Genomic DNA, 21,303 nt, shown 5'->3' on the forward strand with positions numbered 1-21,303 from the left:
CTCCCCCGTACGACACCGCCCACACACCACCACCCGCCCGGGCACGGCACTGTCGTACCCGTTTTAGTGAGTGACCAATCACTCTCCATGGAAGGAGGACCGACATGACCCGAGAGATCCGCATGCGCTGGATCGCCCTGATCCCGCTCGCGCTGCTCGTCGTCGCGATGTTCAGCCAGTGGAGCTGAGCCCGCACCCCCGCAGCGCACCCCCACCACCCAGGAGGACCCCATGACCACCCCGCAGCACGAGACCACTCCCCCGACCGGTACCGCAGCACCCCACCGCACCCGCGAGCAGACGGCGTGGTGGACGGTCTTCGCCGTCCTCACCCTCTCCGTCGTCCTGATGCTCGGCCTCTGGGACTGACCCCGCGGCCCCGCCGGCGACCGACCCGCCGCCGGCGGGGCCCCCTCCACCACCAGCCGCGCGCACCGCGCGCCCCTCCCGAAGGGCCCTGCCATGACCGTCCTGACCGCCACCGAGCCCACCGCACCGCCGGTGACCGCCCGCAGCACCCGGCGCTGGCTCGCGCTCGGGGTGCTCGCCCTGGCGCAGTTCCTCGTCGTCCTCGACGCCTCGATCGTCAACATCGCGCTGCCCGTCCTCGGGGAGCAGCTGCACCTCGGGACGGCGACCCTCGCCTGGGTCATCACCGCCTACGTCCTGCCGTTCGGCGGTCTGCTCCTGCTCGGCGGGCGGCTGGCCGACCGGTACGGCCACCGCCGGCTGTTCCTGGCCGGCACCGCGGGGTTCGTCGCCGCTTCCGCGCTCGCCGGCCTCTCCGCGTCCAGCGGCATGCTCCTCACCGCCCGGGCACTGCAGGGCGCGTCCGCGGCGCTGCTCGCTCCGGCGGCGCTCGCCCTCCTCGCCCACCTGTTCCCCGACCCGGCCGACCGCACCAAGGCGCTCGGCGTGTGGGGCGGTGTCGCGGGCATCGGCTCCGCGGCCGGAGTGCTCCTCGGGGGCGTGCTGACCGCGGCGCTCGGCTGGCAGGCGGTGTTCTTCGTGAACGTCCCGATCGGGGCCGTCGTCCTCCTCGCGATCCCGGCCCTGGTCACCCGGGACGCGGTCACCGCGACGAACCGCCTGGACCTCCCCGGCGCGGCGACCGTCACCGGAGCGCTCGTCGCCGCGGTCGGGGCGCTGAGCGCCACCGAGCAGCTGGGGTTCGCGCACGTGCTGCCCGCCGGCCTCGCCGTCCTCGCGGTCGCGCTCGGTGCGGCGTTCGTCGTCCTCGCACGACGTTCCGCCGACCCCCTGGTCCCGCTCGCGGTGTTCCGGAACCGCAACCTCACCGCGGGCAACGTGGTGATGCTGCTGGTGGGGGCCGCGATGGTGGCGCTGTTCTTCGCCCTCTCGGTGTTCATGCAGGCGGTGCTCGGGTACGACGCGCTGGCCACCGGGCTGAGCCAGCTGCCGCTCGCCGGGTCCCTGGTGGTCGTGGCCGGCCTCGCCCCCACGCTGATCGGCCGCCTCGGTACCCGTCGCACCCTCGTCGTCTCGCTGGTCGTCCTGGCGGCGGGGCTGGTCTGGCTCTCGCTCGCACCCGCCGACGCGGACTTCCTGGGCCGGCTCCTCGGCCCGACGGTCCTCATCGGGATCGGGATGGGCGGGGCGTTCGTCACCGCCACGCAGCTGGCGGTCGACGGTGTCGACGGCGGCGAGGCCGGCCTGGCCGGCGGCCTGGTCAACACGAGCCAGCAGATCGGCGGAGCGCTCGGGCTGGCGGTGCTCGCCGCCGTCGCGACGCTGCGGACCGACGCGCTCACCGCCACCGGCGTCGCCGTGCCCGAGGCGCTGACGGGCGGGTTCGCGTGGCTGTTCCTCGGAGCGGCGGGCTTCTCGCTCGCCGCAGCGGTGGCCGCAATGGCGATCCGGCCTGGCACTCGATGAGGGTGACGGCGCGGGGCGCGGCCGCGACGGTCGCGCCCCTCGCCGCCGTGACCGGGCGAAACCCTCACGGCGCGACCGTCGGTCGGCGTACCGTGACGACCACGGGCCATCGGCGGCCCGGACGGTCGAGGTCGGCGACCTGGCGGCCTCGGCGTGACGCGCAGCAGCGGGAGGCCCGAGATGGTGCTGGCGGGACGTGGGGAGCCGGTCGTGGACGCCGCGTGGTCGGGGCCGGGACTCATGACCGACGCCGGAGCGTTCCGCCACCTGCTGGCGGGCCTCCCCGGGGACCCCGCCGGCATCGCGCGGGTCGTCCAGGGCCTGCTCGTGCACGAGTTCTGGGCCGCCGCGTACGGCGTCTCGCTCGCCGAGCCCGAGCGCGACCTGGTCAACCTGCGGCGGGTCGAGCAGGTGCTCGACGCGGTGACGAGTCGCGACGACCGTCCGCTCGACGTCGCCCGGGAGCCGCACCAGCGGGTCGCGACGAACTGCCGCGGCTTCACCGTCATGGCCGTGGCCCTGCTCCGCGCCGCCGGTGTGCCGGCCCGGGCGCGGTGCGGCTTCGGGGCCTACTTCGCTCCCGGCTGGTACGAGGACCACTGGGTGGCCGAGTACCGCGACGGCGACCGGTGGAAGCTGCTCGACGCCCAGGTCGACGAGCTCCAGCGGCGGCAGCTGGGGATCGACTTCGACCTGACGGACGTGCCGCGCGACGAGTTCGTGATCGCGGGCGACGCCTGGACCATGACGCGGGCGGGGCGCGCGGACCCGGACCGGTTCGGCCTGACCTCGATCCGCGAGGCCGGGGCGTGGTGGATCGCCGCGAACCTCATGCGGGACGCCGCCGCCCTGGACGGCGTCGAGCTGCTGCCCTGGGACCTGTGGGGCGGCATGCCGGGACCGGACGACGCCGTCGACGTGGCGCTCTTCGACGAGCTCGCGGCGGCGACCGCCGGTCCGTCGATGGCCGACGTCCGGCGGTTGCTGGCCGACGACCGCCTGCGGGTGCCGGACGAGGTCTTCAACGTCCAGCACCGCCGCAGGGAGGTCCTCGAGGGGACCGGCTCGGTCAGCGGGCCCGCTGGATCGGCTTGAGCACCGCGGCGGAGACGACCGCCAGGACCATGGCGATGACGAACACCAGCTGGTAGCCGATGGCCGAGACCAGGATGCCGGCCAGGACGGGCGCGACGACCTGCGGCAGGGTGTTCGCGATGTTGAGGATCCCGAGGTCCTTGGCGCGGTCCTCGGCGCTCGGCAGCACCTCGGCGAGCAGGGCCTGGTCGACGGCGATGTAGATCCCGTAGGCGAAGCCACCGACGGCCAGGAACAGGTAGAACGAGCCGACCTCGGCGGAGACCGCCAGCGGCAGCGCGGCCACGGCGAAGATCACCGAGGCGGTCATGACGATCGGCTTGCGTCGCTGCAGCCGGTCCGAGAGCGGCCCGGACAGCAGGGTGGCCGCCCCGGAGGCGACGGCCATGACGACGCCTCCGACGGCGATCACACGCCCGGCCTCCTCGGTGCTGAGCCCGATGTAGTCGGTGAGCAGGAAGAGCTGGTACAGCAGGATCATCATGAAGGACAGCAGGAGCAGGAACCGGCCGGCGAGGGCGAGCAGGAAGTCGCGGTCCTTCGGCGGCACGAACGACCGCAGCAGCTCGCGGACGGACAGCGTCGTGCGGGGCTCGTCGCGGTTGTCCCGCTCCGGCGAGAGCACCGCGAAGACGACCATCACGACGGCGATGACCCAGGGCAGCCAGCGCAGGCCCTCCCGCGGCATCGTGACGAGCGAGCCGGCGACGACGGCGCCGAGGCTCTGGGCGACGAGCTGACCGGCGCCGATGAGGGCCGACGCCTTGCCGAGGTTGTGCTGCGCGACCCGGTCCGGCAGGACGGCGAACAGGGGCGCGAGGACGACGGCCAGGCCGACCTGGAACACCATCCAGAGCACGACGAGCAGCGGGAAGCTGCTCGTGACCGACATCAGCGTCGAGGCGATGGCGAGCAGGAAGCCGCCGGACACGATCCAGGGGTTGCGCTTGCCGAACCGCGACCGGGTCCGGTCCGACAGGGTCCCGAAGACGATCGTCGCGATCATGCTCGTGAGCGAGCCGGCGGTCGCCAGCGTCGCGTACAGCGCGACCTTCCTGGCGGGGTCCAGGTCGGTCATCAGCGCCTGCACCAGGGTGCCGGCCGCGGCGAACGGCAGCATCCAGCCGGCGTGGGCCAGGAACAGCAGCGGGCCGAGCCGGCCCAGCTTCTCCGGCAGGGCGGGTGCCGGGCGGGCGGACGGGGTGGACACCGCGGCGTCGGGGTGGGCGGTCACAGGGTGCTCCTTCGCATGGACCAGGTCGAGACGACGGCATCGTAGGGCAGAAACCCGTACACCTGCTACATTTTCGACGAACCCGAGAGGAAGGCGCAACGATGCCCCCGCTGTCCGTCGCAGTCCCGGCCCCCGCCGGCACGGTCCCGACCCCCACCCTCGAGCTCCGGGACGGCCGCGCCCGGCTGGTCGTGGACGGCGCCCCGTTCCTGGTCCGCGGCGCGGAGGTGCACAACTCGGCGGCGTCGACGCCCGCCGCGAGCCGCACCTCGTTCGCCACCGTGGCCGCTGCGGGTGCCGACACCGTCCTCGCCCCTGTCACGTGGGAGGCGCTCGAGCCGGCCGAGGGCAGGTACGACCTGGCGGCGGTGGACCACGTCGTCGAGGCCGCGCGTGACGCCGGGCTGCGGCTCGTGGTGCTGTGGTTCGGCGCCTACAAGAACGGCGCGTCCAGCTACGCCCCGGCGTGGGTGAAGACCGACCCGGTGCGGTTCCCGCGGTGCCTGGACGCCGACGGTCGGCCCACCGCGACGCTGTCGCCGTTCCACGACGCGACCCGCGAGGCGGACGCGCGCGCGTTCGCCACGCTCGTGCAGCGCATCGAGCAGGTCGACCGCGACGACCGGACCGTGATCATGGTCCAGGTGCAGAACGAGCCGGGCCTGCTCGGCTGCTCCCGGGACCACGGCCCCGAGGCCGAGCGGCTGTTCGCCGCCCCGCCGCCCACCGAGGTGCTCGCGGCGTGCGGCGTCGCCGGCCGGCCGGCGGACTGGTCGGCCGCGTTCCCGTCGGGCCTCGACGCGGACGAGCACCTCATGGCCTGGGGATTCGCGCGCTACATCGACGCCGTGGCCCGGGCCGGTCGCGAGCACACGGCGCTGCCGTTCTTCACGAACGCCTGGCTGGACTCCGAGATCGACCTGCCCGGGTTCGCGCTCGCCGGCGGCCAGCAGCCGGGCACCTACCCCAGCGGGGGACCCGTCGCGCGGATGCTCCCGCTGTGGCGGGCGGTCGCCCCGCACCTCGACCTCGTCGTCCCTGACGTCTACTTCGGCGACCTCGACGCCATCTGCTCGGTGTACGCCGACGCGTCCGGCGGGCTGTTCATCCCGGAGATGCGGCGCGACGCGCAGGGGGTGGGCGACGCGTTCGTCGCCGTGGGCAGCCACGGGGCGATCGGCGTCTCGCCGTTCGGCGTGGACTCGATCACCGAGGCCGAGGCGGCCGACCTCCGGGACGGCTACGAGCTGCTCGGCGCCCTCGGGGCCGACCTGTCCGTCGCCGAGAGCCGCGGGTTCCACGTGCCGCCGGACGCCGGTGCCGACGCCCACGCTGTGCTGGACTTCGGCGACCTCCAGATCCACGCCGCGAGGCTGGCGTCGTTCGGGGAGGTCGAGCCCCCGGCCCAGGGCGCGTTCGGCGTCGTCGTCCGGCTCGCGCCCGACCGGTTCCTCGCGGTGGGACGCGGGTTCAGCCTGACCTTCCACGACGCCGCAGGGCGCACGACGGGCCTGCTGCAGGTGCTCGAGCACCCGCGGAGCCCGGGCGCGGGCGACGGGACGCGGCCGGTGCTGCGACGGCTCAACGGGGACGAGACGGCCGGCGGCACCGCGTGGCTGCACCCGGGCCGTCTGCAGCAGCAGTCGCCGGTGTTCCCCATCCCCATGGCGCTCGAGCACACCGGTGTCTCCACCTGCGAGATCTACCGCCTGGGCTGATCCGGCCCGCCGGCGCGCCGGGCGGCGCTCAGTGCGCCGGCTCGGTGCGCCGGGCCTGCTCCACCAGGGCGGCCACGCCCGCGTCGAGCTCCGCCACCAGGTCGAAGTCGCGGCGCAGCAGCCACTGGAGCTGGAGCCCGTCCCACAGGGCGATCACCCGCCGGGCCAGCAGGCGGGCGCCGGCGGGGTCCAGGGCGCTGGTGCGGTCCGCCTCGGCCCAGCCGGCCGTCATCTCCTCGACCCGCCGGTACCGCTCGACGAACCAGTCGTGCGCCGGGTGCTCGGGCGCGGACGCCTCGGCGCTGAGCACGGCCAGCAGGCGGAGCAGGTGGGGGTGGTCCTGGCCGGTCTGCGCCAGCCGCACGACCGTGCCCCGCAGGCCGTCACGCTCCGCGTCCAGGTCGATCTCCCGGGCCGCCTCCGCGTCCGCGTGCTCGAGCACCGCCTCGAGCAGGACCTCCTTGGACGGGAAGTGGTGCATCACGCTGGTGACGCTGACCCCGATGTCCTTGGCGACCTGGCGCAGGGAACCGCCGGAGTAGCCCCGGTCGGCGAACACGGCTGCGGCTGCCACGACGATCTCGCGACGGCGCTGCGGGGTCTTCGCGTACGAGCCGCGACGCCGGTCGCTCGCGGGCCCCGCCGTCTCGCTCGCCATGAGGACCAACCTAGTGCCGCGGCGCCGCCCACCCGGTCCGCAGCAGCGCCGCCAGCCCGGGACCGGACGACTCGTCCGCCATCGCCGCGCCGCGGACCCAGCTGATCGCCAGCACGGCCAGGAAGAGGTCCCGGCCGCGGACCTCGGCCCGCGCGCTGCCCTCCCTCTGGGCCGCGCCCAGGAACTCGTCCGTCACCGAGACGAAGCCCTGGCAGGTCAGCGCGAGCGGGGAGGTCTCCTCGTCCAGCGCGGCACGCAGCGGCTCGGGCAGCCCGTCGAAGGCGCTCGCCCACGCGGCGAGGGCGTCCAGCCACCGCGCGAGGGCGTCGGCCGCGTCGGTCTGCTCGGTCGCGATGGCCCGGCGCCGCTGCTCCAGCTCGTCGGCGCGCGCGTCCAGCAGGGCGGCGAGCAAAGCCCCCCGGTTCGGGAAGTGCCGGTACAGCGTGCCCGGCCCGACCCCCGCCTGCTTCGCGATCGCGTCCAGCGAGCCGGCGACGCCGTGCTCGGCGAAGTAGTGCTCGGCCGTGTCGAGGATGTGGCTGCGGTTGCGCTGCGCGTCGGTCCGCGGCCTGCGGGCCCCGCCGGTCGCCGTCTGAGACACCTGTGCCGCCTTCCCGTTGACAATCCGGAGACGCTCTCCGTATGGTCGATCTCCTAACCGGAGACTATCTCCATCTCGCTGCCGTCACCACCACCCCCGCACGACGGCGGCCAGCTCCGACGACCGGGAGATCACGCACGACGATGACCACCACCCCGACTTCGACGGCGACCGCAGCAGCCGTCCCGCAGGCACCCGACGCCGATCCCCACGCCCGCCTCCCCCGCGGCGACGCCCTGGTCATCGGCCTGCTGATGGGCTCGTCCTTCATCGTCCTGCTCAACGAGATGCTGCTGGGGGTGGCGCCGCCGACCCTGATCGCGGACCTGGGCATCACCCCGGCGACCGGCCAGTGGCTGACCACGGGCTACCTGCTGACGCTGGCCGTGCTGGTCCCGGCGACCGGCTTCGTGATGCAGCGCTTCCACCTCCGCACGATCTTCCTCGGTGCGATGTCGCTGTTCGTCGTGGGGACGGCGGTCGCCGCGGCCGCGAGCGGCTTCGGCGTGCTGCTGGCCGGCCGGATCGTCCAGGCGGTGGGCACCGCCGTGTTCGTCCCGCTGCTGATGACGACCGCCATGCGCCTGGTCCCCGCCGCACGCCGGGGCACGACGATGGCCCTGGTCACGGCCGTGCCGGCGATCGCGCCCGCCGTCGGCCCGGCCGTCTCCGGGCTCGTGCTGTCGCAGCTGCCGTGGCGGTGGCTGTTCCTCCTGGTCCTGCCGATCGCGCTGGCGGGCCTCGCGCTCGGTGCGGCGAAGCTGAGGAACATCACCACGCCCGAGCCGGTCACGCTCGACCTGCTGTCGCTGGCCCTGTCCGCCGTCGGGTTCGGCGCGCTGGTCTTCGGCCTGGCCTCGATCGGCGAGTCGGTCACCGGCCACGTCCTCGTCCCGCCGGTGATCCCGATCGCCGTCGGGCTGGCCGGCGTCGCGGCGTTCGTGCTGCGCCAGCTGGCGCTGCGACGGCACTCCGAGCCGTTCCTCGACATGCGGGTCTTCCGCACGCGGCCCTTCGCGCTGTCCCTGGCCGTGATGATCGTCGTCGCGATGAACGGGTTCGGCACCGCGCTCGTCCTGCCCCTGGTCCTCACCGGCGTCCAGGGCCTCGGCACGCTCGCGATCGGGCTGTTCCTGGTCCCGAGCGGGGCGGTCATCGCCCTGGTGTCGGCCCTCGGCGGCCGGGTCTACGACCGGGTCGGGCCGCGTCCGCTGGCCATCCCCGGCGCGCTGGTCTGGACGGCGTCGCTGTGGTTCCTCAGCACCCTGGACCGCGGCACCGGCGTCGGCACGCTGCTCGTCGCGTACCTGGTGATGTCCGCCGCCCAGGCGATGATGTGGGCGCCCCTGACCACCACCGCGCTGTCCTCGCTCCGCGCCGACCTCTACCCGCACGGCACCGCGGCGTTCACGACCGCGCAGCAGCTCGCCGGGGCCGCGGGCGGCGCGGTGCTCGTCTCGGCCTACACGATCGCCTCCCGCGCGGCGGACCCCGGTGCCCTCAGCGTCGACGAGGCGGTCGCGGCGGGCCGCGGGGCCTTCACCGCCGCCGCGGTCATCGCGCTCGCCGCCGTCGTCGGCACCCTCTTCATCGGCAAGCCGGCCCCGACCTCCCGCTGACCGGCCGGATCGACCCGGACCGGCACGACCTCGCAGCTCGACCAGAAGGAGACACACCATGCGCATCGGCATCCTCGGCGTGGGCAACATCGGCGCCACCCTCACCCAGCGGCTCAGCGAACGCGGCCACAAGGTGAAGGTCGCGAACTCCCGCGGACCGCACACCGTCCCCGGCGACCTCCTGACCACCGGCGCCCGGGCCGTCGAGGCGGTCGACGTCGTCACCGACGTCGACGCCCTGATCATCTCCGTCCCCCTGGCCCGGGTGCCCGAGATCCGGCCGCTCGTCGACCGGCTGCCCGACGACGCGGTCGTGCTGGACACCTCCAACTACTACCCGGCGCGCGACGGCCACATCGCCGCCCTCGACGAGGGCCAGGTCGAGAGCCTGTGGGTGGCCGAGCAGCTCGGCGGCCGCCGCGTCGTCAAGGCGTGGAACGCGATCCTCGCCTCGTCGTTCCGCACCCGGGCGACCGCCGCCGGCGACCCCGGACGGATCGCGGTGCCCGTCGCCGCGGACCGCGACCAGGACCGCAGGCTCGGCATGGCGCTGGTGGAGGACACCGGCTTCGAGGGGTTCGACGCCGGCACCCTCGCGGACTCGTGGCGGCAGCAGCCCGGCACGCCCGCGTACTGCACCGACCTGGCGGGTCCCGCGCTGGGCGCCGCGCTGGCGGCCGCGGTCCCCGGCCGTGCCCCGCGGCGCCGCGACCTCGGAGGGACCGTCATCGCCGAGCTGATGGACGGCGGCACCGAGCGCGGCGACGACTTCTTCGTCGAGCTCAACCGGCTCCTGTCCAGCTGAGCCGGCGGCGCGTCCCGGGTCGGCGGTCGATGGTCTCGCTGCCCGCCGACCCGGGTCTGACGCCGGTCCCCTCCACCGCCTGCGCCGGGCCCGCCCGACCGCCCGGCCGGTCGCCCGCGCGACGTGCTGCCGGACGCGCGTGGTTGACACGGTCGCGTCCTGTGCGCCATCGTTCTGCCACGGCGCTGACAAAACGGTTTGGCAGCGATTCCCACGACGAGGTGAGGAGGCAGCCGTGGCCCCACGTGTGAGCATCCGCGACGTCGCGACGCGCGCTGGCGTCTCCCCCACCACCGTCTCCCACGTGCTCAACCGCACCCCGGGCACCCGCACCTCGCCCACGACGCAGGAGCGCGTCCGGCGCGCCGCCACCGAGCTCGGCTACTCCGCCAACGCCGTGGCGCGCACGCTGCGGACCCGCCGGTCCAACTCCGTCGGGTTCGTCGGCGACGAGATCGCCACCACGCCGTACGCCGGCCAGCTGATCGCCGGTGCGCAGGAGGTCGTGCGCACGCACGACGGCGTGCTCCTCGTGACGAACACCGAGTACGACGCCGACCTGGAGGCCCGCGAGGTCCGCGAGCTCCTCGACCGCGAGGTCGACGGCGTGCTCTACGCCGCCATGTACCACCGCCTGGTCCGGGTCCCCGAGGCGCTCGACGGCGTCCCGGTCGTCGTGCTCAACGCCGAGGCCGTCGGGGGCACGCACTCCTGGGTCACCCCGGACGAGGTCGCCGGCGGGCTCGACGCGGCGGAGGCCCTGCTGGGGGCGGGACACCGGCGCCTGGCCATGCTCAACAACGCCGACGACATCCCCGCCGCGAAGGGCCGCCCGGAGGGGTTCCTGGCCGCGTGCCGGCAGGCCGGCCTCCCGGGCGCGGACGTGTCCGTGATCGTGAGCGAGCAGACGTACGACGCGGCCCATCGCGCGGCGCACGACGTGCTGAGCCGGCCGGACCGGCCGACGGGCCTGTTCTGCTTCAACGACCGGATGGCCATGGGGGCCTACCGCGCGGCGCACGAGCTCGGCCTCCGCATCGGCCACGACGTGTCGGTCGTCGGGTTCGACGACATGCAGATCATCACGGAGGCCGTCGACCCGCCGCTGACCTCCGTCGCGCTGCCGCACCGCGCGATGGGCGCCTGGGCGGCCGAGCAGCTCTACCTGCAGATCTCCGCGTGCGACGAGGGCCACGAGCCCGAGCCGCGCTCGGTCCGGCTCCGAGGCCCGGTGGTGCACCGGGCCTCCGTCGGAACGCCGCCCCGGGAATGAGCCCGGGGCGGCGCCCCGGTGACGCGTTGCAGCGCGTCACCTCCACCAGATGTGCGACATCCAGTGATCCGGAGGACCATCCTGTGTCTCTTCACACCGTCCGGCGCCTCGCAGCCGCCAGCCTAACCGTCGGCGCCATCGCCGCCCTGACCGCCTGCTCCGGCGGCTCGACCGGTTCCGGGGGCAGCGGCCCCGCCACCATCACGCTGTGGACCCACAACGGCGGCAACGACGCCGAGCTCGCGGTGAACCAGCAGATCGTCGACGACTTCAACGCCAGCCAGACCGACTACGAGGTCGAGCTGGAGTCGTTCCCGCAGACCTCGTACAACGACGCCGTCGTCGCCGCCGCGTCGTCCAAGAAGCTGCCGTGCGTGCTGGACATCGACTCGCCCAACGTGCCGAACTGGGCGTGGGCGGGCTACATCCAGCCGCTCGGGCTCGACGACGCCGAGTTCGACGGCCAGCTCCCGAGCACGGTCGGGGAGGTCGACGGCGAGGTCTACTCGTTCGGCCACTACGACGTCGCGCTCGCCTACTTCACGCGTGCGTCCGCACTGGAGGCGGTCGGCGCGCGCATCCCCACGACCGAGGACCCCTGGACCCAGGAGGAGCTCGACGACGTCCTGGCGAAGCTGAAGGCGACGGGCCAGTACGACTACCCGCTCGACCTCGGCACCGGCGGCACCGGCGAGTGGATCACCTACGCGTACTCGCCGTTCCTGCAGTCGGCGGGCGGCGACCTGATCGACCGCGACGGGTACACGACGGCCTCCGGCGCCCTCGACGGGGAGGCGGCGCTGGACTGGGCCTCCTGGATGCAGGGCCTGGTCTCCGATGGGTACATCTCGGCGAAGTCCGGCGAGGACGCCACGGTCGACTTCGTCAACGGCACGTCCGCGATCCTCTACAGCGGCTCGTGGGCGTACGACTCCGTCCGGGAGGCCTTCGGCGAGGACGCGATCGTCATCCCCCCGGTGGACCTGGGCGAGGGGCCGAAGATCGGTGGCGGCTCGTGGCAGTGGGCGATGAGCTCGCAGTGCGAGGAGGTCGAGGGTGCGCGCGCGTACCTCGAGTTCAGCCACCAGACCGAGTACGTCGTCGCGCTGGCCGACGCCACGGGCACCATCCCGGCGACCGACGAGGCCGCGGCCGAGCTGACGGACTACGCCCCGGGAGGGGACAAGGAGGTCTTCCGGACCTTCGCCCAGGACTACGCCGTCGTCCGGCCCGCGACCCCCGCGTACCCGTACATCACGTCGGTCTTCCAGAAGGCGACCCAGGACATCCTGTCCGGCGGGGACGCCGCGTCGATCCTCGACAAGGCCGTCTCCGACATCGACAACGACATCGCCCAGAACGGCGACTACGCCTTCTGACGGCACCCGGCCGGCGCCCCCCGGGCCCTGCCTCCGGCGACTCCGCACACGGGGTCCGGCCGGGGCGCCGGCACCAGCCGCCGCGCGGCTTCCCTCCCCGACCTGCGTCCTGGGCGCCCTGCGCCCCGACGCGTCCCACGCGAAAGGTTCCTCCATGGCCATCGCCAGCGGATCCGCCCGCCTGCGCCCCCGGCTCCGCGCCGAGGGCCGGGCCACCCGCGGCCACGAGGCGCGCACCGCGATGTGGATGGTGGCGCCCGCCACCCTTCTCCTGCTCGTGTTCCTCGTCGTCCCGGTCGTCCTGACGTTCGTCCTGGCGTTCACCAACGCCCGGCTCATCTCGCCGCGCCCCGCCGAGTTCATCGGCCTGCACAACTTCAGCACCCTGTGGGGCGACCCCACGTTCTGGGCGTCGCTGCGCAACACGTTCCTGTTCGGGCTGGTGGTCGTCCCCGTGCAGGCGGGGCTCGCCCTCGTCCTCGCGCTGCTGGTCAACGCGAAGGTCCGGGGCACGAACTTCTTCCGGACGCTGTACTTCGTCCCCGTCGTGACGTCGATGGTCGTGGTGTCGCTGCTGTGGCGGTTCCTGTACCAGAAGGACGGGCTGCTCAACGCGCTCATCGCGGTCGTCCACCCCTCGTACCAGCCGATCGACTGGCTCAACGACACGCGGACCGCGCTGCCCGCGATCATCGTCATGTCCATCTGGCAGGCCGTCGGCTTCCACATGATCATCTGGCTCTCGGGCCTGCAGACGATCCCCGGCGAGCTGTACGAGGCCGGCGACCTGGACGGCGCCACCGGGTGGAAGCGGTTCCGGTACATCACCTGGCCGGGCCTCGCGGCGACCCGCACGTTCATCCTCATCACCATCACGATCGCCGCGTTCAGCCTCTTCACGCAGGTCAACGTCATGACGCAGGGCGGCCCCCTGGACTCGACGACCACCGTCGTCTACATGGCGGTGCGGACCGGGTACCAGCAGCTGTCGACCGGCTACGCGTCCGCGATCTCCCTCGTCTTCTTCGTGCTGGTGCTGCTCGTCTCGGGCATCCAGCGGTTCCTCACCCGTGAGAAGGACTGACATGACCACCGTCACGCCGCACCCGGGCACGTCGCGGCCCGACCGGACCACCCCGCCAGCCCCGGCGACGGAACCGCCTCGCCACGGCCGCGCCTCGGGTCGCCGCCGCCGTTCCTGGCTGACCCAGACCGGGCGGGTGCTGCTGGGAGTCATGTTCGTCGGCCCCCTGCTGTTCCTGTTCGTGTCGTCCCTGAAGCCGGACCTGCAGATCTTCGCGGACCTCGGCAGCTGGCGGGCGTTCCTCCCGGTCGGGGACGTCTCGCTCGACAACTACACCGCCGTCTTCGACCGGGTCCCGTTCCCGCGCCTGCTGCTGAACTCGATCGGCATCTCCGCCGTGACCGTCGTGCTCGGCCTGCTGATCAACTCGCTCGCCGCGTTCGGGCTGGCGCGGCTGCGGTGGCGGGGCAAGCAGATCGTCCTCACGCTGATCATCGCGACGCTGATCGTGCCCTTCGAGACCCTGGCGCTGCCGCTCGTCTGGTGGGTGAACAAGCTGCCGAGCCTCCGGATGGAGGGCTTCCAGCTCGAGCTCACGCAGGGCTGGCTCGACACGTACCAGGTGCAGATCATCCCGTTCGTCGCGAACGCCTTCTCGATCTACCTCTTCTACCAGTACTTCACGTCGATCCCCACGGAGCTGGACGAGGCGGCACGGATGGACGGCGCCGGCTGGTTCCGCATCTACCGGACCGTGGTGATGCCCCTGTCCGGGCCCGCGGTCGCGACCGTCGCGATCCTCACGTTCCTGCCCGCCTGGAACTCGTACCTGTGGCCGCTGATGGTCGTGCAGTCCGAGGAGCTGCGTCCCGTGATGATCGGGATCCAGTACTTCTTCCAGCTGAACGTGTCCTGGGGCCAGATCATGGCCTACGCGTCGATGATCACCCTGCCCGTCCTGGCGCTGTTCCTCGCGTTCCAGAAGGCGTTCATCGGGTCCATCGCCTCCTCGGGGGTGAAGGGCTGACATGACCGCCGACGCGACGACCACCACGACCGCCACGACCCCGCACCTGCGCCCCGCCTGGCACTTCACCACGGCGGACCGCTGGCTCAACGACCCGAACGGGCTCGTCTTCGCCGACGGCGTCTACCACCTGTTCTTCCAGACGAACCCGCACGGTCCCACCTGGGGGGACATCTCCTGGGGGCACGCCACCTCGACCGACCTCGTCACCTGGACCGAGCACCCGATCGCGATCCGGGAGCAGGACGGCGAGATGGTGTTCTCCGGCTCGGCCGTGCTGGACCGCGAGGACACCGCGGGCTTCGGACCGGGGTCGATGGTCGCCGTCTGGACCGCCGCGCGCGACGCGACCGACGACCGGCCGGCGTCGCAGGCCCAGGCACTGGCCTACTCCCACGACGGGGGCCGGACGTTCACCCGCTACGCGGGCAACCCCGTGCTCGACATCGGATCGGCCGAGTTCCGGGACCCGTACGTCTTCCGGCACGACGACCACTGGGTGATGGCCGTGGTCGAGGCCGACCGGTACCGCGTCGCCCTCTACACCTCGCTCGACCTGCGCGACTGGACGCTGGCCTCCCACGTCGGACCGGTCGGCGCCGTCGACGGGATCTGGGAGTGCCCGGCGCTGTTCACCGTGCCGGTGCACGGCGGCGCCCCGGGCGAGCGCGCGTGGGTGCTGCTCGTCTCGCTGAACCCCGGCGGCGCGACCGGCGGGTCCGGCATGCAGTACCTCGTCGGGGACTTCGACGGGTACCGCTTCACACCCGCCGCCGCCCCAGGGCGGGCCCCGCGCTGGGTCGACCACGGCCACGACTACTACGCGGCCGTCGCCTGGGGGGACGCCCCCGACGCGCGCGCCCTCACCATCGGGTGGGCCTCCTCGTGGGCGTACGCGAGGCACGTGCCGACCGGCCCGTGGCGGTCCTCGATGACGCTCGCGCGCGAGCTGGGACTCGTCCGCGCCGACGGCGAGCTCGTGCTCGTGCAGCACCCCGTCCTGCCGGCAGGCGTGTCCCCGCTGCAGCTCGGGCCGGCGGCCGGGGCCGTCCCGTGCTCGGGCCCGACGGTCGTGGACGTCACCCTGCCCCGTGCCGGCCGGCTCACGGTCGTGGCCGAGGACGGGCTGCCCGCCCTCACCGTGGCGCTCGACGACGCCGGCCTCACCGCGACCCGCCCGGCGCCCTCGGGCGACCTCGGGCCGCACTTCACCGCACCCGCGCACGCGCCGCTGCCGGGGCGGGCGGCCGTGGATCTCCGCGTGGTCGTCGACGGGGACGTGGTGGAGGTGTTCACCGCCGACGGCCGGATCACGTTCTGCGAGCTCGTCCTGCCGGACACGCCGCTCGCGCAGCTCCGGCTCACGACCTGACCCGGCACACCCGCACCGTGCCTCCCACCGCGTCCCCGAGGTCCTCCGTCATGCCGTCCGCACCGCCGCCCGCCACCCGCACCCTCGTCGTCGGGGAGTCCGTCGCGGACGTGGTGCAGCCCCTCCAGGGGGCCGCCACCACGCACCCCGGCGGCAGTCCCGCCAACGTCGCGTACGGGCTCGCCCGCCTGGGGCACCCCGTCACGCTGCTCACCGAGCTCGGGCACGACCCGCACGGGGCGCTCCTGCGCGAGCACCTCGCCTCGGCGGGCGTCGACGTGCTGGTCCAGCCGTCGTCCACCCCACGCCGCACGCCCGTGGCGACGGCACGGCTGGGCGCGGACGGTGCCGCGACCTACGAGTTCGCCATCGACTGGACGCTCGATGCGACACCGCTACCCCCGGGCACGGGGCACGTGCACGCCGGCTCGATCGCGGCGTACCTCGCGCCCGGGGCGGACGCGGTCACCGAGCTGCTCACCGCCGCCCGTGCGGACGCCACGGTGAGCTTCGACCCGAACATCCGCCCCGGGTTGCTGGTCGACCACGCGGACGCCGTCGCCCGGACCGCCCGGCTCGTCGCCGCAGCGGACGTCGTCAAGGCCAGCGACGAGGACCTCGCGTGGCTGTACCCGGGCGAGGACCCGCTCGCCGTCGCCCGGCGGTGGGCCGACGCGGGCGCCGGCCTCGTCGTGGTCACGCACGGGGCCGACGGCGCGGTCGCCGTGGCGGGTGGGCGCACCCTGCGAGTCGCGCCGGTCGCGGTCCGGGTCGCGGACACCGTCGGAGCAGGCGACGCGTTCATGGCGGCGCTGCTGCACGGCCTGCACCGTCGCGGCCTGCTGGGACCGGGACCGGCACGGGACCACCTGCACGCGGCGGGGGTCGACGCCCTCGGGAACGTCCTGGCGACCGCCGCCCGTGCGGCGGCGGTGACCGTCGGCCGGCCGGGGGCGAACCCGCCGACGCTCGCCGAGCTGGAGGCGTGAGCGGCAGGGGTCAGAACTCCGACGCGAGGGTGGTGTTCACGACCTCGTTCGTGTCCATGTCGACCACGACGAACTCGCGCTTGTCGTCGGTGACCGCCGGCCACTGCTCGTTCGGCACCGGGACGAAGTCCGGGTCGTCGGTGCAGGTGGTGCGGTCCCACGTGGACAGCACCTCGCCGGACTCGACGTCGATCACCGCGGTGCGCGGGTGCTGGGCCATCTTCGGCTCCGGCCAGTCCGCCGGGTCCTCGATGACGCTGCCGTCCTCCAGGTCCACCGGCGTCGAGCTCCACCATCCCTCCAGGTCACCGTGACCGGAAGTCGGCATGTGCATGGGGAACTCGGCGCACAGGTCGTACGACGAGGCCTCCGCGCCCTCCGTCGGCGCGACCTCCTCGGTCTGATCGGGGCTCGCCGCGACCGGGCCTGCCGAGTCCGGCTCCTCCACCGTGGACGCGCACCCAGACAGCAGCGCGACTCCCAGCACGATCACGGTGGCGTACCGCGGCGCGGTGTCGCTCCGCGCCGACTGTGCGCGGCTGGTCCGACGGAACATCCGATCCCCCTGGCTACCCGTGGGCCGTGGTGCGGCCCGGCATGTCGGCTCACGTGACGCTAGGCGGCGGGCATCCCGGGCGCAGGCGAATGACCGTGACCTGCGTCACATCGCGTGTCCGCCCGGTGCAGCCGATCGCGCATGATGAGCCGCATGGGCCTGATCAACGACTACTTCGCCGCGCCGTCCGACGAGTCCGCCGCCGAGGTCGTCGACCACGACGGCGGCCCGGCGGCTCCGACCGTTCCCGGCGGCCGCATCGACTCGATCGTCGTGCTGGGCACGGTCACCGCTCTGCTGACCGGCCGCACCTTCGACGAGGTGCTCGCCGCGGGCGACCGGCGCGACCCGGTGGCGATGCAGGACGACGGGACGGAGCTGGTGCTGCGGGTCGACGACGTCGTCGTGGACGCCCTCACCGGCGCGGACGACGACGCGCTCGCTGCGGCGGCCGTCCCCTGGTCGCAGACCGAGGAGCTCGCCGGGGCGTCGGACCCGGAGGAGCTGGCGAGCTTCCTGCGGGACCTGGCGGGGCTCGCGCGGGACGCGCGTGTGCGCGGCGGGGCGCTGTACTGCTGGGTGTGCGTCTGACGTCGGTGTCGGCCGAGGAGCCGTTCGTTGAGCAGCAGCAGCGCTCAGGCCTGCATGTCCACGAACCGCGAGTAGTGCCCCTGGAACGCCACCGTGATCACGTCGGTGGGCCCGTTACGGTGCTTCGCCACGATCAGGTCGGCCTCGCCGGCGCGCGGCGACTCCCGCTCGTACGCGTCCTCGCGGTGCAGCAGCACGACCATGTCGGCGTCCTGCTCGATGGACCCGGACTCACGCAGGTCGCTCATGGCGGGCTTCTTGTCGGTGCGCTGCTCCGGACCACGGTTCAGCTGCGACAGCGCGATCACTGGGACCTCGAGCTCCTTGGCGAGCAGCTTGAGCGCCCGGGAGAACTCGGAGACCTCCTGCTGGCGGGACTCGACGCGCTTGCCCGACGACATCAGCTGCAGGTAGTCGATGATCACGAGCTTGAGGTCGTGCTTCTGCTTGAGCCGCCGGCACTTCGCGCGGATCTCCATGAGCGACATGTTGGGCGAGTCGTCGATGAACAGCGGCGCCTCGGTGAGCTTGCCCTGGATCGTGGCGAGCTTCTGCCAGTCGTCGTCGCCCATCTGCCCGGTGCGCATCTTCTGCAGCGGGACGCGGGCCTCGGCGGAGAGCAGGCGCATGGTGATCTCGCTGCGGCTCATCTCGAGCGAGAACACGACGGACGCCTGGTTGTGCTTGATGGACGCCGCCCGCGCGAAGTCGAGCGCGAGCGTCGACTTGCCGATGGCCGGCCGGGCGGCGATGACGATCATCTGGCCGGGGTGCAGGCCGTTGGTCAGCCGGTCGAGGTCGGCGAAGCCGGTCGGCACGCCGATCATGCCCTCGCCGCGGTGCCCCGCCGACTCGATCTCGTCCAGGGTGCCGGCGACGACCTCGCCGAGCCGGTGGTAGTCCTCGGTGGTGCGCCGCTCACTGACCGCGTAGACCTCGGCCTGGGCGTTGTTCACGATGTCATCGACGTCGCCGCCGTCGGTCGCGTAGCCGAGCTGGACGATGCGGGTGCCGGCCTCGACCAGGCGGCGCAGGACGGCGCGCTCCTTGACGATGCGCGCGTAGTACCCGGCGTTCGCGGCGGTCGGCACCATCGAGATGAGCGTGTGCAGGTACGGCACGCCGCCGACGCGGCCGATCTCGCCGCGCTTGGTGAGCTCGTCGGCGACGGTCACCGCGTCAGCGGGCTCGCCGCGGCCGTACAGGTCGAGCACCGCGTCGTAGATCGCCTCGTGCGCCGGGCGGTAGAAGTCGGTGCCGCGGATCTCCTCGACGACGTCCGCGATGGCGTCCTTCGAGATCATCATGCCGCCGAGCACGCTCTGCTCGGCCTCGAGGTCCTGCGGGGGCGTCCGGTCGAACGCCGGCCGCGCCGTCCCCGAGGGTGCCCCGTACTCCAGCTCCTCGATCGTCACAGTGCCGCCCGCCCACCTTCGGTTGTCATGCCGCCGCCGTCGAACACCAGTTCTAGCACCGGCCGCCGACACGCCCCTCGACCGGTGCGGCGGGGACCTGCCGACGCTGCGGAGCCCAGACGGGCTCGCGCGCCGACGTGAGGTTATGCGCGAGCCGGACCGCCCATCAAGCGAGACGTGCACAGGGCCTGGGGACGAGCCTGTGGAAGGCTGTGGACGCAGACCGCGCACTGTCCACAGGTCGTGGACACAGGTGTGGACGAACTCGGACGGGCCCTCCGACCAGGGCGTTCTCACCGGCGCAAACGTCGTGAACCGATGTGGACAGGAATCAGTTGGCCGCCATTTCACGCCTCGGACATGTGCCGTCCACCGTCGACCGCCAGATCCTCGCGCTCGCCGTCCCCGCGCTCGGTGCGCTCGTCGCCGAGCCGCTGTTCGTGCTGGTCGACTCCGCCGTGGTCGGACGGCTCGGCACCACCGAGCTCGCCGGCCTGTCGCTGGCGTCGACGCTGCTCGTCACGGTCGTGGGGCTGTGCGTGTTCCTGGCCTACGCCACCACCGCCGCGGTCGCCCGGCGGCTCGGCGCGGGCGACCGCTCCGGCGCGCTGCAGGTCGGCGTGGACGGCCTCTGGCTGGCCGCAGGGCTCGGCGTGCTCCTGACCGCGGCGACCCTCCTGCTCGCCCCCTGGGCCGTGGGCGCGCTGGGCGCGACGGGGGACGTGGCGGACCAGGCCGTGACGTACCTGCGCGCCTCCGCGCCGGGGCTGCCGGGCATGCTGCTCGTGCTCGCCGCCACGGGGGCGCTGCGCGGCCTGCAGGACACCCGCACGCCCCTGGTCGTCGCCGGGGTCGGCGCGGTGGTCAACGCCGTGCTCAACGTGGTCCTGGTGCACAGCGTCCACCTGGGCATCGCCGGCTCGGGCCTCGGCACCGCCGTCACGCAGCTCGCGATGGGCGCGGCGCTCGTGGTCGTCGTGGTGCGCGGCGCCCGGGCCGCCGGTGCGTCGCTGGCCCCTGCGGCGGGCGGCATCCTCGCCGGGGTGCGGACCGGCACGCCGCTGCTGCTGCGCACGCTGTCCCTGCGCGCCGCGATCCTGCTGACGGTGTGGGTGGCGACCGGGCTCGGGTCCGTGGCGCTCGCCGGCCACCAGGTGGTCAACGCCGTGTGGGGCTTCGTGGCGTTCGCCCTCGACGCCCTCGCGATCGCCGCCCAGGCGCTCGTCGGGCACGCGCTCGGCGCCGGGGACGTGCCGCTCGTCCGCGCGCTGCTGCGGCGCACCCTCGCCTGGGGGGTCGGCGCCGGCGCGGTGCTCGGCGTCGTGACGGGTGCGGCCGGCTGGTGGCTGTCCGCCGCGTTCACCGCGGACCCCGACGTGCGGCACGCCGTCACCGTCAGCCTGGTCGTCGCCGCGGTGCTGATGCCGATGGCCGGCTGGGTGTTCGTGCTCGACGGCGTCCTGATCGGCGCGGGCGACGGACGGTTCCTCGCGGCCGCCGGCATGGTGACGCTGGTGGCCTACGTGCCGTTCGCGCTGGCGGTCCGGGCCTGGGCGCCCGAGGGCTGGGTCGGGCTGGCGTGGCTGTGGGCGGCGTTCGCGGGCGTGTTCATGCTCGCGCGCGCCGTGACCACCGGCCTGCGGGCGCGCGGCGGTGCCTGGATGGTCACCGGGGCGTGACGTCGGGTCCCGGCTCCTCGCCGGTGCCCGGCTGGTCCTCCGGGCCCGCCGCGGGGTCGGCCGGCGCCGTGCCCGTGCCGCCCTTCCGCATGCTGAGGATCAGGAACGTGATGCCGATCGGGATGAACGCGTAGGAGGTCCCCCGCATCGAGTCGTTCGCCAGCCAGGACAGTCCGAGCACGAGGAACACGACGCCGATGGGCAGGAACGCGACGTTCGGGTTCGTCGTGCCGGCGGCCGGTTCCGTGGGCGGCTGGTCCGGGGCGGCGGGCTGCTCGGGCATCCGCCCACGCTACGGGCCACGAGGGCCTGGGCGCCTCCGCCCCGGGACGGAGAACCGGCCCGGGGACGACGAACGCCCCGCCCCGGGTG

19 protein-coding genes and 1 pseudogene are annotated in these 21,303 nt (G+C 73.7%); 14 read left to right on the forward strand and 6 right to left on the reverse strand.

Features of this window, described 5'->3' with window-relative positions; genetic code table 11:
• The first annotated feature begins 231 nt into the window (after positions 1–231).
• The 3 genes from QNH85_RS15125 (at position 232) to QNH85_RS15135 (ending at position 2,991) form a co-directional block, all read left to right on the forward strand.
• Positions 232–369 (forward strand): hypothetical protein, encoded by a 138-nt coding sequence (locus QNH85_RS15125; protein ID WP_282947741.1) that lies wholly within the window; start codon positions 232–234, stop codon positions 367–369.
• Positions 370–462: 93 nt separating this feature from the next.
• Positions 463–1,896: an MFS transporter gene (locus QNH85_RS15130; protein WP_282947743.1), complete on the forward strand. Its 1,434-nt coding sequence runs from the start codon at positions 463–465 to the stop codon at positions 1,894–1,896.
• A gap of 240 nt (positions 1,897–2,136) precedes the next feature.
• Complete coding sequence (locus tag QNH85_RS15135) at positions 2,137–2,991, forward strand: transglutaminase-like domain-containing protein (RefSeq protein ID WP_282947745.1); 855 nt, start codon at positions 2,137–2,139, stop codon at positions 2,989–2,991.
• Here the strand turns inward: QNH85_RS15135 and QNH85_RS15140 are convergent.
• A complete protein-coding gene (locus QNH85_RS15140; RefSeq protein WP_282947746.1) occupies positions 2,966–4,225 on the reverse strand; it encodes an MFS transporter in 1,260 nt (419 codons plus the stop codon). The two genes, QNH85_RS15135 and QNH85_RS15140, sit on opposite strands and share 26 nt — an antisense overlap.
• Before the next feature lie 101 nt (positions 4,226–4,326).
• Between QNH85_RS15140 and QNH85_RS15145 the strand changes: the two genes are divergently transcribed.
• Positions 4,327–5,943 (forward strand): DUF5597 domain-containing protein, encoded by a 1,617-nt coding sequence (locus QNH85_RS15145; RefSeq protein ID WP_282947747.1) that lies wholly within the window; start codon positions 4,327–4,329, stop codon positions 5,941–5,943.
• Between the two features lie 28 nt (positions 5,944–5,971).
• Here the strand turns inward: QNH85_RS15145 and QNH85_RS15150 are convergent, their stop codons facing one another.
• Together QNH85_RS15150 and QNH85_RS15155 are read right to left on the reverse strand one after the other, a co-directional pair.
• The gene (locus QNH85_RS15150; protein WP_282947749.1) at positions 5,972–6,601 is read right to left on the reverse strand and encodes a TetR/AcrR family transcriptional regulator; all 630 of its coding nucleotides are present in this window, start codon (positions 6,599–6,601) and stop codon (positions 5,972–5,974) included.
• 10 nt (positions 6,602–6,611) lie between these two features.
• Positions 6,612–7,202 (reverse strand): TetR/AcrR family transcriptional regulator, encoded by a 591-nt coding sequence (locus QNH85_RS15155; protein ID WP_282947751.1) that lies wholly within the window; start codon positions 7,200–7,202, stop codon positions 6,612–6,614.
• Positions 7,203–7,345: 143 nt separating this feature from the next.
• Here QNH85_RS15155 and QNH85_RS15160 point away from each other — a divergent pair, with 143 nt between their 5' ends.
• The 8 genes and pseudogenes from QNH85_RS15160 (at position 7,346) to QNH85_RS15195 (ending at position 16,690) form a co-directional block, all read left to right on the forward strand.
• The gene (locus QNH85_RS15160; RefSeq protein WP_282947753.1) at positions 7,346–8,821 is read left to right on the forward strand and encodes a DHA2 family efflux MFS transporter permease subunit; all 1,476 of its coding nucleotides are present in this window, start codon (positions 7,346–7,348) and stop codon (positions 8,819–8,821) included.
• A 43-nt stretch (positions 8,822–8,864) separates the two neighbouring features.
• A pseudogene (locus tag QNH85_RS15165) lies at positions 8,865–9,626 on the forward strand (NADPH-dependent F420 reductase); the annotation flags it as partial.
• Between the two features lie 235 nt (positions 9,627–9,861).
• Positions 9,862–10,899, forward strand: a complete 1,038-nt coding sequence (locus tag QNH85_RS15170; protein WP_282947755.1) for a LacI family DNA-binding transcriptional regulator — start codon at positions 9,862–9,864, stop codon at positions 10,897–10,899.
• Between the two features lie 83 nt (positions 10,900–10,982).
• Positions 10,983–12,278 (forward strand): sugar ABC transporter substrate-binding protein, encoded by a 1,296-nt coding sequence (locus QNH85_RS15175; protein WP_282947757.1) that lies wholly within the window; start codon positions 10,983–10,985, stop codon positions 12,276–12,278.
• A 154-nt stretch (positions 12,279–12,432) separates the two neighbouring features.
• A complete protein-coding gene (locus tag QNH85_RS15180; protein WP_282947759.1) occupies positions 12,433–13,362 on the forward strand; it encodes a carbohydrate ABC transporter permease in 930 nt (309 codons plus the stop codon).
• Between the two features lie 151 nt (positions 13,363–13,513).
• Positions 13,514–14,329 (forward strand): carbohydrate ABC transporter permease, encoded by an 816-nt coding sequence (locus QNH85_RS15185; protein WP_282947792.1) that lies wholly within the window; start codon positions 13,514–13,516, stop codon positions 14,327–14,329.
• A gap of 1 nt (position 14,330) precedes the next feature.
• A complete protein-coding gene (locus tag QNH85_RS15190; protein WP_282947762.1) occupies positions 14,331–15,701 on the forward strand; it encodes a glycoside hydrolase family 32 protein in 1,371 nt (456 codons plus the stop codon).
• A 50-nt stretch (positions 15,702–15,751) separates the two neighbouring features.
• Positions 15,752–16,690, forward strand: coding sequence for a carbohydrate kinase family protein (locus tag QNH85_RS15195; protein WP_282947764.1), 939 nt, complete (start codon positions 15,752–15,754; stop codon positions 16,688–16,690).
• A 10-nt stretch (positions 16,691–16,700) separates the two neighbouring features.
• Here QNH85_RS15195 and QNH85_RS15200 read toward each other — a convergent pair whose 3' ends face one another.
• Positions 16,701–17,246 carry a hypothetical protein gene (locus QNH85_RS15200; RefSeq protein WP_282947766.1) on the reverse strand — a complete coding sequence of 182 codons (546 nt, stop codon included), beginning with the start codon at positions 17,244–17,246 and terminating at the stop codon, positions 16,701–16,703.
• Positions 17,247–17,399: 153 nt separating this feature from the next.
• On the opposite strand from QNH85_RS15200, the gene QNH85_RS15205 reads away from it, so the two are divergent.
• Complete coding sequence (locus QNH85_RS15205; protein WP_282947767.1) at positions 17,400–17,837, forward strand: hypothetical protein; 438 nt, start codon at positions 17,400–17,402, stop codon at positions 17,835–17,837.
• A gap of 44 nt (positions 17,838–17,881) precedes the next feature.
• Here the strand turns inward: QNH85_RS15205 and dnaB are convergent, their stop codons facing one another.
• Positions 17,882–19,252 (reverse strand): replicative DNA helicase, encoded by a 1,371-nt coding sequence (gene dnaB, locus QNH85_RS15210; protein ID WP_213282430.1) that lies wholly within the window; start codon positions 19,250–19,252, stop codon positions 17,882–17,884.
• A 362-nt stretch (positions 19,253–19,614) separates the two neighbouring features.
• Between dnaB and QNH85_RS15215 the strand changes: the two genes are divergently transcribed.
• Positions 19,615–20,931 carry an MATE family efflux transporter gene (locus QNH85_RS15215; protein WP_282947768.1) on the forward strand — a complete coding sequence of 439 codons (1,317 nt, stop codon included), beginning with the start codon at positions 19,615–19,617 and terminating at the stop codon, positions 20,929–20,931.
• On the opposite strand, the gene QNH85_RS15220 is transcribed toward QNH85_RS15215, so the two are convergent.
• The gene (locus QNH85_RS15220) at positions 20,918–21,214 is read right to left on the reverse strand and encodes a hypothetical protein (protein WP_282947770.1); all 297 of its coding nucleotides are present in this window, start codon (positions 21,212–21,214) and stop codon (positions 20,918–20,920) included. The genes QNH85_RS15215 and QNH85_RS15220 overlap by 14 nt on opposite strands.
• Between the last annotated feature and the right edge of the window lie 89 nt (positions 21,215–21,303).

It is taken from the genome of Cellulomonas endometrii (genome assembly GCF_949769265.1).
Classification (GTDB): Bacteria; Actinomycetota; Actinomycetes; order Actinomycetales; family Cellulomonadaceae; genus Cellulomonas; species Cellulomonas endometrii.

Bases quoted from the DNA above. Each gene is read 5' to 3' on its own strand.
- QNH85_RS15145 (WP_282947747.1), top strand. From the start codon at position 4,327: ATGCCCCCGCTGTCCGTCGCAGTCCCGGCCCCCGCCGGCACGGTCCCG.
- QNH85_RS15150 (WP_282947749.1), bottom strand. From the start codon at position 6,601: ATGGCGAGCGAGACGGCGGGGCCCGCGAGCGACCGGCGTCGCGGCTCG.
- QNH85_RS15195 (WP_282947764.1), top strand. From the start codon at position 15,752: ATGCCGTCCGCACCGCCGCCCGCCACCCGCACCCTCGTCGTCGGGGAG.
- QNH85_RS15160 (WP_282947753.1), top strand. From the start codon at position 7,346: ATGACCACCACCCCGACTTCGACGGCGACCGCAGCAGCCGTCCCGCAG.
- QNH85_RS15205 (WP_282947767.1), top strand. From the start codon at position 17,400: ATGGGCCTGATCAACGACTACTTCGCCGCGCCGTCCGACGAGTCCGCC.
- QNH85_RS15185 (WP_282947792.1), top strand. From the start codon at position 13,514: ATGTTCGTCGGCCCCCTGCTGTTCCTGTTCGTGTCGTCCCTGAAGCCG.
- QNH85_RS15130 (WP_282947743.1), top strand. From the start codon at position 463: ATGACCGTCCTGACCGCCACCGAGCCCACCGCACCGCCGGTGACCGCC.
- QNH85_RS15135 (WP_282947745.1), top strand. From the start codon at position 2,137: ATGACCGACGCCGGAGCGTTCCGCCACCTGCTGGCGGGCCTCCCCGGG.
- QNH85_RS15125 (WP_282947741.1), top strand. From the start codon at position 232: ATGACCACCCCGCAGCACGAGACCACTCCCCCGACCGGTACCGCAGCA.
- QNH85_RS15190 (WP_282947762.1), top strand. From the start codon at position 14,331: ATGACCGCCGACGCGACGACCACCACGACCGCCACGACCCCGCACCTG.
- QNH85_RS15180 (WP_282947759.1), top strand. From the start codon at position 12,433: ATGGCCATCGCCAGCGGATCCGCCCGCCTGCGCCCCCGGCTCCGCGCC.
- QNH85_RS15220 (WP_282947770.1), bottom strand. From the start codon at position 21,214: ATGCCCGAGCAGCCCGCCGCCCCGGACCAGCCGCCCACGGAACCGGCC.
- QNH85_RS15200 (WP_282947766.1), bottom strand. From the start codon at position 17,246: ATGTTCCGTCGGACCAGCCGCGCACAGTCGGCGCGGAGCGACACCGCG.